The following is a 14,284-nucleotide window of genomic DNA, read 5'->3' as shown; positions in this document are numbered from 1 at the left end:
CACGTCTGTTGTCACTCGGCCACTTTCGGTTTGCGGCGACGGGGGCGACGACGGTTGCGGCTGTTGCTGCTGCGCTTCTCGCCATCGTGGCTACGGGCCTCACCGCGCTCACCGCTGGCCGGGCGACGGGTCGCTTCACGCTGCAGTTGCGGGCGCACATCCGGATTGGAGGCGACATAGCGCTCCCACCAGCTGGCCAGCTCGCCGAGACCGCGCTCGACCCGGTTGCGCAGCAACAGGAAGTCGAACGCCGCGCGGAACTTGGGATGCTCCATGGCGCGCTCGGGATGCTTGCCCTGACGACGGGTCAACCGCTGTTGCAGTGCCCAGATGTCGCGGACATCTGTGGTGAAACGGCGTGGAACGGCGATGATCCGCACCTGATTGTCCAGTACCTCGTTGATCGCCAGCATGAAGGCGTCATACCAGGGCAGGCCGCTCTCGTTCTCCAGCACCCGACCACGGGCCTCGACGCAGCCCCACAGCAGGGTGGCGTAGAGGAAGGCCGGGGTGACGCGTTTATCTTCACGAACGCGGGTATCGGTATCGATCAGTGCCTGCTCGATAAACTGCTCATAGGGCGAGTTGCCGTGCGGGGTAAACAACGCCGCTACTTGCGGGAACAGCTGCTGGAACAGGCCATACTCGCGCAGCAGTTTGTAGGTCGCCAGACCGTCGCCAGCCAGGAACAGCTTGAGGGTCTCCTCAAACAGGCGGGCAGCAGGGATGTCTTGCAGCAGCGGCGCCAGCTCCTTGATGGGGGCGGCGGTACGCGGGCTGATGGTCATATCCAGCTTGGCGGCAAAGCGCACGGCGCGCAGCATGCGCACCGGATCTTCACGATAACGGGTCTCGGGATCGCCGATCAGCTCAAGCTTGCGCTCGGCCAGATCTTCCAGACCCCCTTCGAAATCGTGCAGGGTGAAATCTTTGGCGCTGTAGTAGAGGGCGTTGACGGTAAAGTCGCGGCGCTCGGCATCCTCTTCGATGGTGCCGTAGACGTTGTCGCGCAGCAGCATGCCTTCATCAGACTGGGCCGACACATGTTTGCTGGTATTGACCTGATGGTGGTGACCCCGGAAGGTGGCCACTTCGATCACGTCACGACCAAAGACAATGTGGGCCAGGCGGAAACGACGGCCAATCAGGCGGCAGTTGCTGAACAGCGCCTTGATCTGCTCCGGCGTCGCATCGGTTGCGATGTCGAAATCCTTGGGCGTCTTCCCGAGCAGCAGATCCCGGACTCCGCCGCCGACCAGGTAGGCTTCGTAGCCGCCCTTGTTCAGGCGATAGAGCACCTTGAGTGCATTCTCGCTGATCTCTTTGCGCGAAATAGGGTGCTGATCACGGCTCAAGGTACGACGTTGACCGGCGACACGGGCTGGAATGGGGGATTCCACCGACTGCTCGCCGTCTTCCTTGCCGAGCACCTTGCGGCAAAAGTTTGCGATCTGGGAAAAAATGGTACACCTCTTCATGACTTCTAAATTGACGGGAGGCCAAAAAATAGCGGCCTATCATAGCTCACGCCTAACCAAATGAAAAACCGTGCTGACAATTGATCCCGTTTGAAACGGATCATCCCGATAAAATCACAATCAACAGCGGCAATTTACGCTCAATCAAACAAAAATCACCTGGTCGACTCAGCAATCCGCGAGCGGGATCTTCTCGCTGGCGGGCACCCGTTCGAGCAGCCAGTTGGCGATGCCCCACCGGATGATCTCGTCGATCCGGCTTGCCATCAGCTCGGGCGGCGGGCACTGGCCGAGGAAGTGCAGTGCCTGCCACAGGGCCGGTCGCACCTCATCGAGCGCCAACGCCGGCGCATGGTTCTGCTTGGAGAGCTTGTTGCCATCTGCCAGCACCGCCAGCGGTAGATGCACCCAGTCGGGCACCGGCGCCCCCAGGGTCTGGTAGAGGGCAATCTGGCGCACCGTGGGCTCCAGCAGATCGGCGCCGCGCACTATCTCGGTGATACCGCTGTCCATATCATCCACCACCACCGCCAGGTTGTAGGCGTAGAGCCCGTCGCGGCGACGGATAATAAAATCCTCCTCGGCGAGCGCCGCCGGGACCGCGATATGGCCCTGCAAACGATCGTCGAAGTGGTAGACCGGATGGTGCTGGCGCAGCCGGGCGGCGCAACCTTCGGCCGCAAGCCCGAGGGTGCGGCAGTGGCCGCTGTAGAGACCGCCCGCGGCCATGATTTCGCGCCGGGTGCAGCGGCACCAGTAGAGGTCCCCCGCCCGATAGAGCTGGTCGATGATCTCGTCATAACGGCCGTGGCGCACGCTCTGGAACATCACCTCCCCATCCCACTCGAGGCCATATGCTTCAAGGGTCTTGAGGATCAGGGCCGCAGCCCCCGCCATCTCCCGCGGCGGATCGATATCCTCGATGCGCACCAGCCAGCGTCCCTGCTGCGCTCTGGCCTGCAAAAAGCTGCCGAGGGCGGCGATCAGCGAACCGAAATGAAGCGGGCCTGAGGGTGAGGGGGCAAAGCGGCCGACATAGGGACGTGCAAAGGGTGAGGACGGGGGATTCACTGGCATGACTGTTCGGGTAAGCGATTCATTGAGGCTGCATTCTGGGGCGCGACCGCCAAAAGCTCAATAAAAAAGGGAGCCCGCGAGCTCCCTTTTTCATATACCAGAGGGTCGGGATCAACCGGCCATCTGTTTTTCCTTGATCTCGGCCAGCGTCTTGCAATCGACACAGAGGTCGGCAGTCGGACGGGCTTCCAGACGACGGATACCGATCTCGATACCGCAGTGTTCGCAGTAACCGAAATCATCGTCTTCAAGCAGCTGCAAGGTCTTCTCGATCTTCTTGATCAGCTTGCGTTCACGGTCGCGGGTACGCAGTTCAAGAGCGAACTCTTCTTCTTGCGCGGCACGATCCACGGGATCCGGGAAGTTGGCAGCCTCGTCTTTCATATGGTCGACGGTACGATCAACTTCCTGCATCAGTTGGTTGCGCCAGGCACCCAGGATCTTGCGAAAATGCGCCTTTTGTTGGTCATTCATGTACTCCTCACCCGGCTTTTCCTGGTAAGGCGCGACACCCGCAATGGCCAGGGGGCCCAGAGATTTCCTGTTTTCGCCTGTTGGCATGCCCTGTCTCCTAATTCAGCACGCTACCCGTGCCATCCATAAATTGAGGGCGACATCTATAGCAGAAGGGTAACGGGTAAGCAAACGAGCCGTACCAATAATGTTACCCACTCCAATATTTATGCACTCCCCTCGGGTAACAGGTGACCAGATTCAAACGGGATAAACCCTTGAGCCACCATGCCTTGCACCACAACATGGGGCCGATAGCATAAAATTTCAACCCCCGCCGCGATTGCCTGCTCAATTAGCAGACTATAGTGCGGATCTATATGGGTTGAAGGGCGCATCCGGCTTATTCCGGAGTGCAACACCATAAAGAGCAGCACTGCCCTGTGGCCCGCCGCTTTCATCGCCATCAACTCGCGCAAATGCTTGGCACCACGGGCGGTGACCGCATCGGGGAAGTAGCCCATGCCAGCCTCCTCCCGCTCGTCGAGCAGGGTGACCGATTTTACCTCGATGTAACAATTGCCCTTCTCGTCATCTTCCAGCAACAGATCGATGCGACTGTTCTCTTCGCCATACTTCACCTCGGTGCGCAACCGGCTGTAACCCGCCAGCGGAGCGATGGCCTCCTGCTCGATCAGCTCCCGGGCAATCTGGTTGGCGCGCGCCGTGTTGACGCAGATAAAGTGGCCCGCCGGGCTCTCGGCGATCTCCCAGCTGTTGGGCAGCTTGCGCTTGGGGTTATCGGAAGTGGAGTACCAGACCCGGGTGCCCGGATCGGCACAACCGGTCATGGCACCGGTGTTGGCGCAGTGGATGGTGATCACCTCGCCATTGGCCAGTTCGACATCGGTCAGAAAGCGCTTGTAGCGGGCAATAAGCTGCCCGGATTGCAGCGGCGGATCGAATATCACGGGTTCGCCCTCCGCGCGTCTTCTTTTACCCGGGCGCGCAGCGGCCAGCAGGCAAGCGGCTCGTAGCGCACCCCGTCCGGGGTCGAGATGGATTGATAGAGGCAGAACTCATCGGCCTGCAGCAGAAAATTTGGGGCAGGCAGGGTGGCTGGCGCCTCACCCGCCTTGCGCGACAGGGTGACATGGGGGCGATAACCCTTCTCGCCATTGCCAAGGCGCAACTTCTCGCCGTGGCGGCGCAGCGCCTTCGCCAGCACGGTCAGCTCGTTGGGCCACTCCTTCGGGCCAATCCAGGCGGCCTTGGCCCGGCTGAACCAGCCGGTCTCATCCAGCCTGATGGAGAGCGGCGGACAGTGCTGACGCTCCACGGCGGCGATCAGGCGGCGGGTGGTCAACTCGTCAGCCTCACCCAGAAAGGCGAGGGTCAGGTGGAGGTTGGCTTGCGGCACCGGCTGACCGGGCCAGGGCAGCTGATCGCGCCAGGCGATGAGCTCGGGGGCGAGCTCCTTGACGGGCAGGGCAAAGAAGAGTTTGGCCATGTGGTGATAATGCCTTTTTCACGCTCATTGGATGGGCCCATTCTATGGCAGCTATCCGGCCATGTCTCGCCAGCCTCCCGCCCGAGTGGCCATATCCGCACATCCACTCACGGTGGCGCGGGCGGCTGTGGCAGAATAGGCGCCGTTTTACCGGTTGCCACAGAAGGTGCTCATCGCTTTGTCCCAGCTCCCCATCGTTTCGGTATTGCCCGAACTCTTTGCCGCCCTCGACAGCCACACCAGCGTGATCCTGCAGGCGCCACCCGGCGCGGGCAAATCGACCCTGCTGCCGCTGGAGCTGGTGCGTCAGAACCGGCTACCCGGCCGCATCATCATGCTGGAACCAAGGCGCCTTGCGGCGCGCAATATCGCCACTTTTCTGGCGCGCCAACTGGGGGAGAAGGTGGGCGAGCGCATCGGCCTGCGAGTGCGTGGCGAGAGCCGCACCAGCGCAGCAACCCGGCTCGAGATCGTCACCGAAGGGGTACTGACCCGGATGTTGCAGCAGGATCCCGAGCTTACTGGCGTCTCGCTGGTCATCTTCGATGAGTTCCACGAACGCAGCCTGCACGCCGATACCGCATTGGCCTTCGCCATCGAGAGCCAGCAAGGGCTGCGCGATGACCTCAAGCTCTTGATTATGTCCGCAACCCTAGATGGCATTGCACTCGAGACCTTGTTGCCGGATGCCCCTGTGATTCGCTCCGAAGGGCGCGGCTTTCCCATCGACTACCACTACCGCCCCGCCAACCGCCAGCAGTGGCTGGAGCCGCAAGTCGGCGCCGTGGTGCTCGAAGCGCTGGCCGATCAAGATGGCAGCCTGCTGGTCTTTCTGCCGGGACAGGGTGAGATCGAGCGGTTGGCGCAGTGGTTGGCAGACAAACTGCCGGACGACGTGACCCTCGCCCCCCTCTACGGCCGCCTCGACATGGCGGCACAGCAAGCGGCCATCGAACCGGCGCCTGCGGGCCGCCGTAAGCTGGTGCTTACCACCAATGTGGCGGAGACCTCGCTCACCATCGAAGGCGTCTCTGTCGTGATCGACAGCGGGCTGGAGCGGCGCGCCTCGTTCGATCTGAAAAGCGGCGTCACCCGACTGGAGACCCGCCAGATAGCCAAATCCTCCGCCACCCAGCGGGCCGGTCGCGCCGGTCGTCTCGGCCCCGGCGTCTGCTACCGGCTCTGGAGCAGCGAGGTGCAGGAGCGGCTCGCCGAGCAGAGCCCGCCAGATGTTCTCACTCAGGAGCTGACCGGTCTGCTGCTGGATGCCGCCCAGTGGGGGGCCAAGGTGGAAGATCTGCCGCTGCTGGACATGCCCCCCGCCGCTGCGGTGGCCAGTGCCAAGCGGCTGCTGGTGGCCCTTGGCGCCATGAAGCCTGAGGGTGAGCAACAACTCACTCCCGCTGGCCGTGCCATGGCCGCCTTCGGTATCCACCCTCGCCTAGCCCGCATGCTGCTACGCGCCCGCGAGCTGGAGTCCGAGGGTCTGACAGGGATTGTCGCCGATGCCGCTTATCTGCTGGCGTTGCAGGAAGAAGATCTGCGAGGATCGGAGCGCCTCTCTGTGCTGTTCCACCGCCGTCAAAACGCCCTGCGCCAGAACGCTGCCCGCTGGTTTGAACGGCTTGGCGCCCGCCCTGCCAATGCGCAGGGCCAGTGGCTCGGGCTGCTCTGTGCCCTCGCCTGGCCGGATCGCATCGGCAAACTGCGCAGCGGCAGTCGCTATCAACTCAGTGGTGGGGTGAGCTGCGATCTGGTAGAAGGTCATCCCTGTCAGGGACAAGGGGCGCTGATCGCCATCGAGATGGGGCAGAATGATCGCGGCAGCCGCATCTTTATCGCCGAACCGATAGAGCTGGATGAGCTGGCGCGCCTGCTGCCGGAACTGGTAAGCGAGCGCCAATGGTTCGACTGGGACGAGCGCGAGGAGCGGGTGCGCGCCGAGCGCCAGCAGGTGATCGGCGAGCTGGTGCTGAGCCAACGACCGCTGACCGAACTCTCTGACGAGCAGAAAGGACGCTGCCTGCTGCAAGGCATTCGCCACAAGGGGCTGCATGTGCTGCCTTGGGACGAGAGCAGCGAAGGGCTGCTGGCCCGCCTGCGCTGCGCCCGCGACTGGCTGCCCGATGAGGGGTGGCCCGCGATGGATGAGGAAATTTTGCTGGCCACGCTGGAACAGTGGCTGCTGCCAGCGGTGAGCGGTATGACACGGCTGGAGCAGCTGAAGAGGCTCAATATGAGCGACATCCTGCGCCAATCCCTGCCCTGGCCGTTGCCCAAACGGCTGGACGAGGCGCTGCCGAGCCACTTTGCAGCGCCCACCGGCAGCCGGGTGCGGATCCGCTATCAGCCGGGGCAGGCACCGGTGATCCCGGTACGCATTCAGGAGATGTTCGGGCAAGGCTCGACCCCCTGCGTGGCCGATGGCCGGGTGCCGCTGGTGGTGGAGCTGCTCTCCCCCGCCCAGCGACCGCTGCAGATCACCGCCGATCTGGCCGCCTTTTGGGCTGGCTCTTACGAGCAGGTGAAGAAAGAGATGAAGGGGCGCTATCCCCGCCACTACTGGCCGGATAATCCGCTGGAAGCGATGCCGACCAAGGTCACCAAGAAGAAGATGGGCATCTAGGTTCGATGGGTTAATCCCGCTCGAACGTTCGCGAATGCGACATAACAAGTATAAAGGAAAGCAAAGAGGATTTATGGCAACCCAACGACGCAAGCGTGCCCCCAAGAAGGCAGCGCCCAAACGCACCATCTGGCGCAAGCTGTTCTGGCTTGGCTTCAAGCTCTCCCTGGTGGTGGCGGCCTTTATGGTGGTGTTTGGCATCTACCTCGATACCAAGGTGCGCGAGCGCTTCGATGGCGAGAAGTGGCAGCTGCCGGTGATGGTCTACAGCCGTCCGCTGGAGCTCTACCCCAGCCAGCGCCTGTCGCGGGACCAGATGCTGCGCGAGCTCAACATGCTGAGCTACAAGCAGGTGCGCCAGCCTCACACGCCGGGTGAATACACCATCAACGGCAATCGCATCGAGCTTATTCGCCGTCCGTTCGAGTTCTATGACGGCGCCGACGGAGCCCGTGGCCTGCGCCTCACCTTCAACGGCCCGCGCCTTGAGGGGATCCAGTCGCTGGAGAACCAGCGCCAGCTCGGTTACGCCCAGATGGACCCAGTGCTGCTCGATCGCCTCAATACCGAAGATCGGGAAGATCGCCTGCTGGTGCGTATCGCCGAAGTGCCCGACAGCCTACTGGTGACCCTGCTCACCACCGAGGATCGCGACTTCTACCAGCATGGCGGCGTCTCGCCAGTGGCCATCATGCGCGCCATGTTCGCCAACCTGATCGCGGGTCGCACCGTGCAGGGGGGCAGTACCCTGACCCAGCAGCTGGCCAAAAACTTCTTCCTGACCCGTGAGCGCAGCCTGTGGCGAAAACTGCAGGAAGCCTATATGGCGGTGCTGATCGACTATCGCTACAGCAAGGACGAGATCCTGGAGTCCTACCTCAACGAGGTCTATCTGGGGCAGAACTTCTCGCAAGGGGTCTATGGTTTCGGCCTCGCCTCCTACTTCTACTTCGGCATTCCGGTCAACGAGCTGGATATCGATCAGGTCGCCCTGCTGGTCGGTCTGGTGAAAGGCCCCTCCTATTACGACCCATGGCGCTTCCCGGAGCGGGCCAAGACCCGCCGTGATCTGGTGCTGAAGCTGCTGATGGATCACGGCAGCCTGACCCAGGCAGAGTATGAACTGGCCAGCCGTCAGCCCCTCGGCATCATCGCCCGCGGCCAGATGAGTTATGGCCGTACCCCGGCCTTTATGGGACTGCTCAAGCGAGAGATCCAGAGCCGCTTCGGCGCCGATCTGCTCAAGCAGTCCGGCCTCAAGATCTTCACCAGCCTCGACCCCATCGCCCAGCATGCGGCCGAGCGGGCGGTCGAATCGGGCCTCGCCGATATCGAGAAACTGCGCGGCAAGAAGAAGCTGGAGGCGGCCATGGTGGTCTCCGACTGGCATAAGGGCGAAGTGGTGGCGCTGGTGGGTGGCCGCGATCCCCGCTACGCCGGGTTCAACCGGGCGCTGGATGCCCGCCGTCAGATCGGCTCGCTGGTGAAACCGGCGGTCTACCTCACCGGCCTCTCCAACGGCCTGACCCTGGCGACCCCGCTCAAAGATCAGCCGATCCGTATTCGCGGTCAGGATGGTCAGGTCTGGACGCCGCAAAACTACGATCGCAAGTTCCGCCAGAGCGTGCCGCTGATGGATGCATTGGCCAGCTCCCTCAACGTGCCGACCGTCAATCTGGGTCTGCAGGTGGGGCTGGAGAAGGTTGTCGATACCCTGCACAAGCTGGGAGTCCAGCAGGAGATCCAGCCCTACCCGTCGCTGGTGCTGGGGGCGGTGGCCCTCTCCCCGCTGGAGGTGAACCAGATGTATCTGCCCATTGCCAATCAGGGGCTCACCCAGCCGTTGTCGGCCATTCGCGCCGTGGTGAACGGAGATGGCAGCCTGCTCTATCAGCATGATCAGACCGCCAAGCGGGTCACCGACCAGCAAGCAAGCTGGCTGACCCTGTTCGCCATGACCAAGACGGTGAGTCAGGGCACAGCCCGCGCGCTCAGTGCCAAGTTCCCCGGCGCCACCATGGCGGCCAAGACAGGCACCACCAACGAGCTGCGCGACTCCTGGTTTGCCGGGATGGACAACAACGAGCTGGTCAGTATCTGGGTCGGTCGCGACGACAACACCCCGGCGGGCTTGACGGGTGCCAGCGGAGCCCTGCAGCTCTTTAGCGGCTACATGAGCCAGCGCGGCGTCAACAGTCTGGGATTGAAGATGCCGGAAGGGGTCACCTGGGCCAACTTCTCCCGCGCCAGCGGCACCCGCGTCGCCAGCGACTGCCCGGGCAGCCTGCAGGTGCCGGCCAAAGCATCCACCATGGGCTCCCCGGCCGGTTGCGCCAGCAATGCGACACCGCGCAGTGCGCTGGATGACTGGTTCGGCGGTTTCTTCAACTAGATCAACGACACGGGCAGAGCAGGCTGCCCGTTCACTATGCTGCTGACAAGGAAACACCATGACCTTTCCGCTGTTTGACGCCATCCACCATGTGGCCATCATCGCCAGCGATTATCCACGCTCGCGCCACTTCTACCACGAGGTGCTGGGGCTGCCCATCATCGCCGAGACCCTGCGCGAAGCGCGCCAGTCATGGAAACTGGATCTGGCCCTGCCGGACGGCAGCCAGCTGGAGCTGTTCAGCTTCCCCTCGCCTCCCGAGCGCCCCTCCCGCCCCGAGGCGTGCGGCCTGCGCCATCTCGCCTTTCGGGTCAGCGACCTTGACCGGGTCATCGCCCACCTGCTGACCAATCGGGTCGAGGTAGAGCCGGTGCGGGTGGACGAGCTGACTGGCAAGCGCTTTACCTTCTTCGCCGACCCCGACGGCCTGCCGCTGGAACTCTACGAAGCGCCGCGCTGAGCCTGCATCGACCAAGCAATCAGCCAAACAAAAGCCGCCCGGTTGCAATCGGGCGGCTTTTGTTATTGCTTCAGGTTATCAGGCGGTAGTCAGCATAACGACAGCCAGCGCCATCACCATCATGCCAGCCCAGCCGATGGGCTTGAGCCGCTCACCGAAGAAGAGCAAACCGCCCAGCGCCGTACCGACGATGCCGATAGCCCCCCAGGTGGCGTAGGCAACAGCCAGGTCAATCTGGCCGCCACTTACCGCTTCCGAGAGCAGGGTAAAGGCGCCGAGTACCAGCATGATCCCCAGGAATCCCCACCCCTTGTAACGAAAACCCTTGGAGCGGTTGATGGCCATGTTGGCGCCGATATCGATCAGTGCGGCACCCAGTACAATCACAAACGGACTCATGCTGTGGCCTCCGCTTCTACTGACTTGCCTGCAGGCTCATCATGGGTCTCCCCCATGGTCACCATAACAATCCCCACTATCGCGAGAGCCAGGCCAATCAGCTCCTGAACGGTCACATCGTAACCAAGGAACATGACCGACACTATGGTGATCAAGGTGATCCCGAGCCCCTCCCAGAGCGCAAACGCAATACCAATGGAGATTGTTTTGGCGGCTTTCGCCAGCAACCAGTACGAGAAACCGATCAACAGCCACATCGGGATGTAATTCATCCAGCCAGCCCCCTGCTCGGGGATCATGGCCATGCTGGAGGTACCGGCGACCTCGGTCACGATGGCGCCGGTCAAAAACAGCCGGGCCAGAAACATACGACTTAATAACATATAAGATGCCTTTGTTGCTTCGACGGGAGAGATGGTAAACGGGGAGAAGCAACTCGCGACAATCGCTCAGCGTCGATTATTTCGACGCCACAGGTTTGCCTTGCCTTAGTTCGACACGCTAAGGTGATAGTGAAAAACTCCGCCATAGCCTGTAAAACATGAAGCTATATCAGATAGAACTCTTTGTAGAGTCCGCCAATAGTGGCTCTATTGCCAACACTGCCCGTCGCCTCGGCAAAAGCCGCAGCGCCGTCAGCACCTCCATCGCGGCGCTGGAAGTTGAGCTTGGCGTCGAACTTTTTGAACGAGGCGCCAATCAGAGTCGCCTGACCGAGATCGGCGAGCTGGTGCTTGATGATTGCACTCGCCTGCTGCAGGCAGCCAACAGCCTGCAGCAGAAGTGCAAACATTACGCTTCGGGGGCCGAAGTGGCGCTGCGGGTTGCCCGCGATGACGCCATTCCCGAGCAGGTGTGGCGCGAGATGCTGGCCAGCCTGCACAATCAGTTTCCCGGTACCAGTATCTCGCTGGTGCTCGCCTCCCCACCCGAACTGCCGGCGCTGGTGGAAGAGGGATTCGTCGATGCCGCTTTTGGCCTTATTACCGAAGATCAGGAGCGCAGCGGCCTCAATATCGACGTGCTCAACCCGATCCGCACCCTGATGGTGGTGGCACCCAGCCATCCGCTGGCCGGACTGAAGCGGGTCAAACAGCAGGATCTGACCGAGCACACCCAGGTCACCCTCTCGTATGTAGATGAATTTTCGGTAAAAAGCCTGCTACCTGTGGGAGGCCAGCATATCGGCCTCTCCAGCTTCGAGTTGATGTGCAATGCGGTGCTGGACGGACTGGGCTGGGCGGTACTCCCCTCGCCACTGATCCAGAGCCAGCTGCGACAAGGCTCCCTGCTGACCCTGAAACACAAGTTCAGCCTGCAGTGGCGGGATTACGGGGTCTATCTGGCGGAAAACGCCTATCACGGCAAGGTGTTGGCCTGGTTGAAGAAGTCGATCCAGGGGTATCTGGAACCTTTCGAGTAGCGATAAAGAGGCGGAGCCAGCTCACGATATCTACTTATCCTGATGATCCGAGAGGATGTGATCGTGCATACTGTTCACATACTCATTGAGCGCCGGAGGCGTAACCGATATGAGCAGTGCCCAAGACAAGGACGATATCTTGCTGGACGACGACATCATCGAACTCGATGATGAGGAGGTCGTGGTCCCCAAGGCACTCAACCCATGGCAAGTGCTGATCGTGGATGATGAGCCGGATATCCATCATGCCACCCGCCTGGCCCTATCCAACATTCATTACAAATCCCGTCCGCTGGAGCTGCTCAATGCCTACAGCGGTGCCGAAGCTGGCCGCATGCTGGAGGCCAATCCCAGGATTGCGCTGATCCTGCTCGATGTGGTGATGGAGACCGAAGACGCAGGTCTGCGGCTGGTGCACCGGATCCGCAACGAAATGCACAACTCGCTGGTGCGGATCGTGCTGCGTACCGGCCAACCCGGCCAAGCCCCCGAGCAGCGGGTGATCCTCGATTACGACATCAATGACTACAAGACCAAGACCGAGCTGACGGTACAAAAGCTCTACACCACTGTCATCGCATCCCTGCGTTCATACGAAACCCTCAGTGCTATCGACAAGAGCCGCCAGGGGCTCGGCAAAATTCTCGAAGGGGCGGGCGATCTCTACCATCTTCATTCACTCAAAGAGTTTGCCTCCGGCGTGCTGAAACAGATCAGCGCCATTCTCGATGTGGGCACCGAAGGGGCTATCTGCGCCGAGCGCCGTCCCGGCGAACAGGGGCTGGAGATCCTCGCCGCCACCGGCGACTACGAGACTCTGCTGGATGATGGCAAGATCACCGACTTTCCCACCCTCAATGACTCGGTCATGAAGGCACTGGCGGCGCGCTGCAACCGCTTTGAACACCCACAGGACTCCCTCTATATCGCAGCCCAGAATGGTCGCGAGTTCGTGCTGAGTTTTACCCCGACCCAGCCTCTCGATCCCCTCGAGTGCGATCTGCTGGATGTCTTCTGCCAACGCATCTCGGCGGCCTACGACAACCTCTATCTCTACAACCAGTTGCTGCGCGCCCAGGAGGCTACCGTGGTGGCGCTGGCGGCGCTGGCAGAGTTTCGCGACTCCGATACCGGCGAGCATGTCTTGCGGGTGCAGAAACTCTCGGATGCCATCGTGGCCGAATTGAAGCAGATGGCGGCCTATCCCGAGCAGCTGACTCCGGAGTTTGTCGAGATGATCGGCATGGCCTCCATCCTGCACGATGTGGGCAAGGTGGGCACCCCGGATCATATCCTGCACAAGCCCGGCCGTTTCGACCCGGAAGAGCGGGCCATCATGGAGCAGCACGCCGGTATCGGCGCCAATATCCTGCACAAGGCGGGCGAAATGGTGGAGGGAACCAGCTACCTCTCTCTCGGCGCCGAAATCGCTCGGGGCCACCATGAGCACTTCGATGGCAAGGGCTACCCGCAGCAGCTGGCAGGCCAGCAGATCCCGCTGTCGGCGAGGATTGTGGCGGTGGTCGATGTATTCGATGCCCTGCTCAGCAAGCGCCCCTACAAGGAGCCCTGGACGCTGGCGCAGACCATGGAGTATATCCAGTCCCGCTCCGGCACCCAGTTTGACCCTCATGTAGTGACAGCCCTGTCGCGACTGGTCAACGAGTCGAGACTCCCCTACTCGCTCTGACCCCCTTTGCTCGCAACTCCACATGCCCTGCCGGTGACCAAGGTCAGCGGCAGGGCATCAAAACAGCAGTTTTGTTGCATCCCGCACACATCAAAGTGCCGCAAAGCGGATACATCCCCCTTCTTTGTTAGCGATATCCGCTGAAATATGGTCATTTAACATCACATCGCTATAATATCGGCCTGCAAACCTGATACTAACAACGAAGGAATTATCATGAGCCTGAACCTGGTACCGGCCGGCAAGAGCCTGCCCGACGATATCTATGTCATCATCGAAATCCCGCAGAATGCCGACCCGATCAAATACGAAGTCGACAAGGACAGCGGTGCTATTTTCGTCGATCGCTTCATGTCTACCCCGATGTTCTATCCGTGTAACTACGGCTACGTGAACGCGACCCTCTCTCTGGATGGTGACCCCGTCGACGTACTGGTTCCGACCCCCTACCCGCTGCTGGCCGGTTCCGTCATTCGCTGCCGCCCGGTTGGCGTGCTGAAGATGACCGACGAATCTGGCGAAGATGCCAAGATCGTTGCTGTACCGCACTCCAAGCTGACCAAGCAGTACGACCACATCCAGGATGTGAACGATCTGCCGGAACTGCTGAAAGCCCAGATCCAGCACTTCTTCGAGCGCTACAAAGAGCTGGAAGCGGGCAAATGGGTCAAGGTGGAAGGTTGGGGCGACAAGGCCGCTGCCGAAGCCGAGATCAAGACCTCTGCCGAGCGTTACGCTGCCAAGTAAGCGTCACTCGGTTTGTAAAAAAAAGGCGC

General features: G+C 61.4%; 13 protein-coding genes. 6 read left to right on the top strand and 7 right to left on the bottom strand.

Going from position 1 to position 14,284, the window contains the following annotated elements; genetic code table 11:
* Positions 1 to 11 precede the first annotated feature (11 nt).
* The 5 genes from pcnB to thpR all read right to left on the bottom strand — a co-directional run bounded on the left by pcnB (position 12) and on the right by thpR (position 4,518).
* A complete protein-coding gene (gene pcnB / locus I6L41_RS20135; RefSeq protein ID WP_005335642.1) occupies positions 12 to 1,478 on the bottom strand; it encodes a polynucleotide adenylyltransferase PcnB in 1,467 nt (488 codons plus the stop codon).
* 168 nt (positions 1,479 to 1,646) lie between these two features.
* Positions 1,647 to 2,555, bottom strand: coding sequence for a tRNA glutamyl-Q(34) synthetase GluQRS (gluQRS, locus tag I6L41_RS20130; protein WP_113739795.1), 909 nt, complete (start codon positions 2,553 to 2,555; stop codon positions 1,647 to 1,649).
* A gap of 111 nt (positions 2,556 to 2,666) precedes the next feature.
* Positions 2,667 to 3,116, bottom strand: coding sequence for an RNA polymerase-binding protein DksA (gene dksA / locus I6L41_RS20125; RefSeq protein WP_005335644.1), 450 nt, complete (start codon positions 3,114 to 3,116; stop codon positions 2,667 to 2,669).
* A gap of 119 nt (positions 3,117 to 3,235) precedes the next feature.
* Positions 3,236 to 3,979, bottom strand: a complete 744-nt coding sequence (sfsA, locus tag I6L41_RS20120; protein ID WP_216960905.1) for a DNA/RNA nuclease SfsA — start codon at positions 3,977 to 3,979, stop codon at positions 3,236 to 3,238.
* Entirely contained in the window at positions 3,976 to 4,518 is a 543-nt protein-coding gene (gene thpR / locus I6L41_RS20115) for an RNA 2',3'-cyclic phosphodiesterase (RefSeq protein WP_216960903.1), read from the bottom strand. Before thpR ends, sfsA begins: the two co-directional genes overlap by 4 nt.
* 178 nt (positions 4,519 to 4,696) lie before the next feature.
* On the opposite strand from thpR, the gene hrpB reads away from it, so the two are divergent.
* The 3 genes from hrpB (at position 4,697) to I6L41_RS20100 (ending at position 9,996) form a co-directional block, all read left to right on the top strand.
* The gene (gene hrpB, locus I6L41_RS20110) at positions 4,697 to 7,144 is read left to right on the top strand and encodes an ATP-dependent helicase HrpB (protein WP_216960901.1); all 2,448 of its coding nucleotides are present in this window, start codon (positions 4,697 to 4,699) and stop codon (positions 7,142 to 7,144) included.
* 73 nt (positions 7,145 to 7,217) lie between these two features.
* Positions 7,218 to 9,536, top strand: a complete 2,319-nt coding sequence (mrcB, locus tag I6L41_RS20105) for a penicillin-binding protein 1B (RefSeq protein WP_118854597.1) — start codon at positions 7,218 to 7,220, stop codon at positions 9,534 to 9,536.
* A gap of 58 nt (positions 9,537 to 9,594) precedes the next feature.
* Positions 9,595 to 9,996: a VOC family protein gene (locus I6L41_RS20100; protein ID WP_118854596.1), complete on the top strand. Its 402-nt coding sequence runs from the start codon at positions 9,595 to 9,597 to the stop codon at positions 9,994 to 9,996.
* A 78-nt stretch (positions 9,997 to 10,074) separates the two neighbouring features.
* Here I6L41_RS20100 and I6L41_RS20095 read toward each other — a convergent pair whose 3' ends face one another.
* The gene (locus I6L41_RS20095) at positions 10,075 to 10,395 is read right to left on the bottom strand and encodes an SMR family transporter (RefSeq protein ID WP_005335659.1); all 321 of its coding nucleotides are present in this window, start codon (positions 10,393 to 10,395) and stop codon (positions 10,075 to 10,077) included.
* Positions 10,392 to 10,778 carry a multidrug efflux SMR transporter gene (locus tag I6L41_RS20090; RefSeq protein WP_216960899.1) on the bottom strand — a complete coding sequence of 129 codons (387 nt, stop codon included), beginning with the start codon at positions 10,776 to 10,778 and terminating at the stop codon, positions 10,392 to 10,394. Before I6L41_RS20090 ends, I6L41_RS20095 begins: the two co-directional genes overlap by 4 nt.
* 158 nt (positions 10,779 to 10,936) lie before the next feature.
* Between I6L41_RS20090 and I6L41_RS20085 the strand changes: the two genes are divergently transcribed.
* The 3 genes from I6L41_RS20085 to ppa all read left to right on the top strand — a co-directional run bounded on the left by I6L41_RS20085 (position 10,937) and on the right by ppa (position 14,255).
* Positions 10,937 to 11,818: a LysR family transcriptional regulator gene (locus tag I6L41_RS20085; protein ID WP_216960897.1), complete on the top strand. Its 882-nt coding sequence runs from the start codon at positions 10,937 to 10,939 to the stop codon at positions 11,816 to 11,818.
* Between the two features lie 109 nt (positions 11,819 to 11,927).
* Positions 11,928 to 13,508, top strand: a complete 1,581-nt coding sequence (locus I6L41_RS20080; RefSeq protein ID WP_101529634.1) for a DUF3369 domain-containing protein — start codon at positions 11,928 to 11,930, stop codon at positions 13,506 to 13,508.
* A gap of 216 nt (positions 13,509 to 13,724) precedes the next feature.
* Positions 13,725 to 14,255 carry an inorganic diphosphatase gene (ppa, locus tag I6L41_RS20075; RefSeq protein ID WP_005335667.1) on the top strand — a complete coding sequence of 177 codons (531 nt, stop codon included), beginning with the start codon at positions 13,725 to 13,727 and terminating at the stop codon, positions 14,253 to 14,255.
* The last annotated feature ends 29 nt before the right edge of the window (positions 14,256 to 14,284 follow it).

This window comes from Aeromonas sp. FDAARGOS 1411 (assembly GCF_019047125.1).
In the GTDB taxonomy this organism is placed as follows: domain Bacteria; phylum Pseudomonadota; class Gammaproteobacteria; order Enterobacterales; family Aeromonadaceae; genus Aeromonas; species Aeromonas veronii.
Note: the sequence above shows the minus strand (reverse complement) of the source record. Positions and strands in the feature narration are given on the sequence as shown.

Coding starts and splice junctions, on each gene's coding strand:
- I6L41_RS20095 (WP_005335659.1), bottom strand. CDS start 10,395: ATGAGTCCGTTTGTGATTGTACTGGGTGCCGCACTGATCGATATCGGC.
- thpR (WP_216960903.1), bottom strand. CDS start 4,518: ATGGCCAAACTCTTCTTTGCCCTGCCCGTCAAGGAGCTCGCCCCCGAG.
- I6L41_RS20090 (WP_216960899.1), bottom strand. CDS start 10,778: ATGTTATTAAGTCGTATGTTTCTGGCCCGGCTGTTTTTGACCGGCGCC.
- gluQRS (WP_113739795.1), bottom strand. CDS start 2,555: ATGCCAGTGAATCCCCCGTCCTCACCCTTTGCACGTCCCTATGTCGGC.
- I6L41_RS20100 (WP_118854596.1), top strand. CDS start 9,595: ATGACCTTTCCGCTGTTTGACGCCATCCACCATGTGGCCATCATCGCC.
- I6L41_RS20080 (WP_101529634.1), top strand. CDS start 11,928: ATGAGCAGTGCCCAAGACAAGGACGATATCTTGCTGGACGACGACATC.
- ppa (WP_005335667.1), top strand. CDS start 13,725: ATGAGCCTGAACCTGGTACCGGCCGGCAAGAGCCTGCCCGACGATATC.
- mrcB (WP_118854597.1), top strand. CDS start 7,218: ATGGCAACCCAACGACGCAAGCGTGCCCCCAAGAAGGCAGCGCCCAAA.
- I6L41_RS20085 (WP_216960897.1), top strand. CDS start 10,937: ATGAAGCTATATCAGATAGAACTCTTTGTAGAGTCCGCCAATAGTGGC.
- pcnB (WP_005335642.1), bottom strand. CDS start 1,478: ATGAAGAGGTGTACCATTTTTTCCCAGATCGCAAACTTTTGCCGCAAG.
- dksA (WP_005335644.1), bottom strand. CDS start 3,116: ATGCCAACAGGCGAAAACAGGAAATCTCTGGGCCCCCTGGCCATTGCG.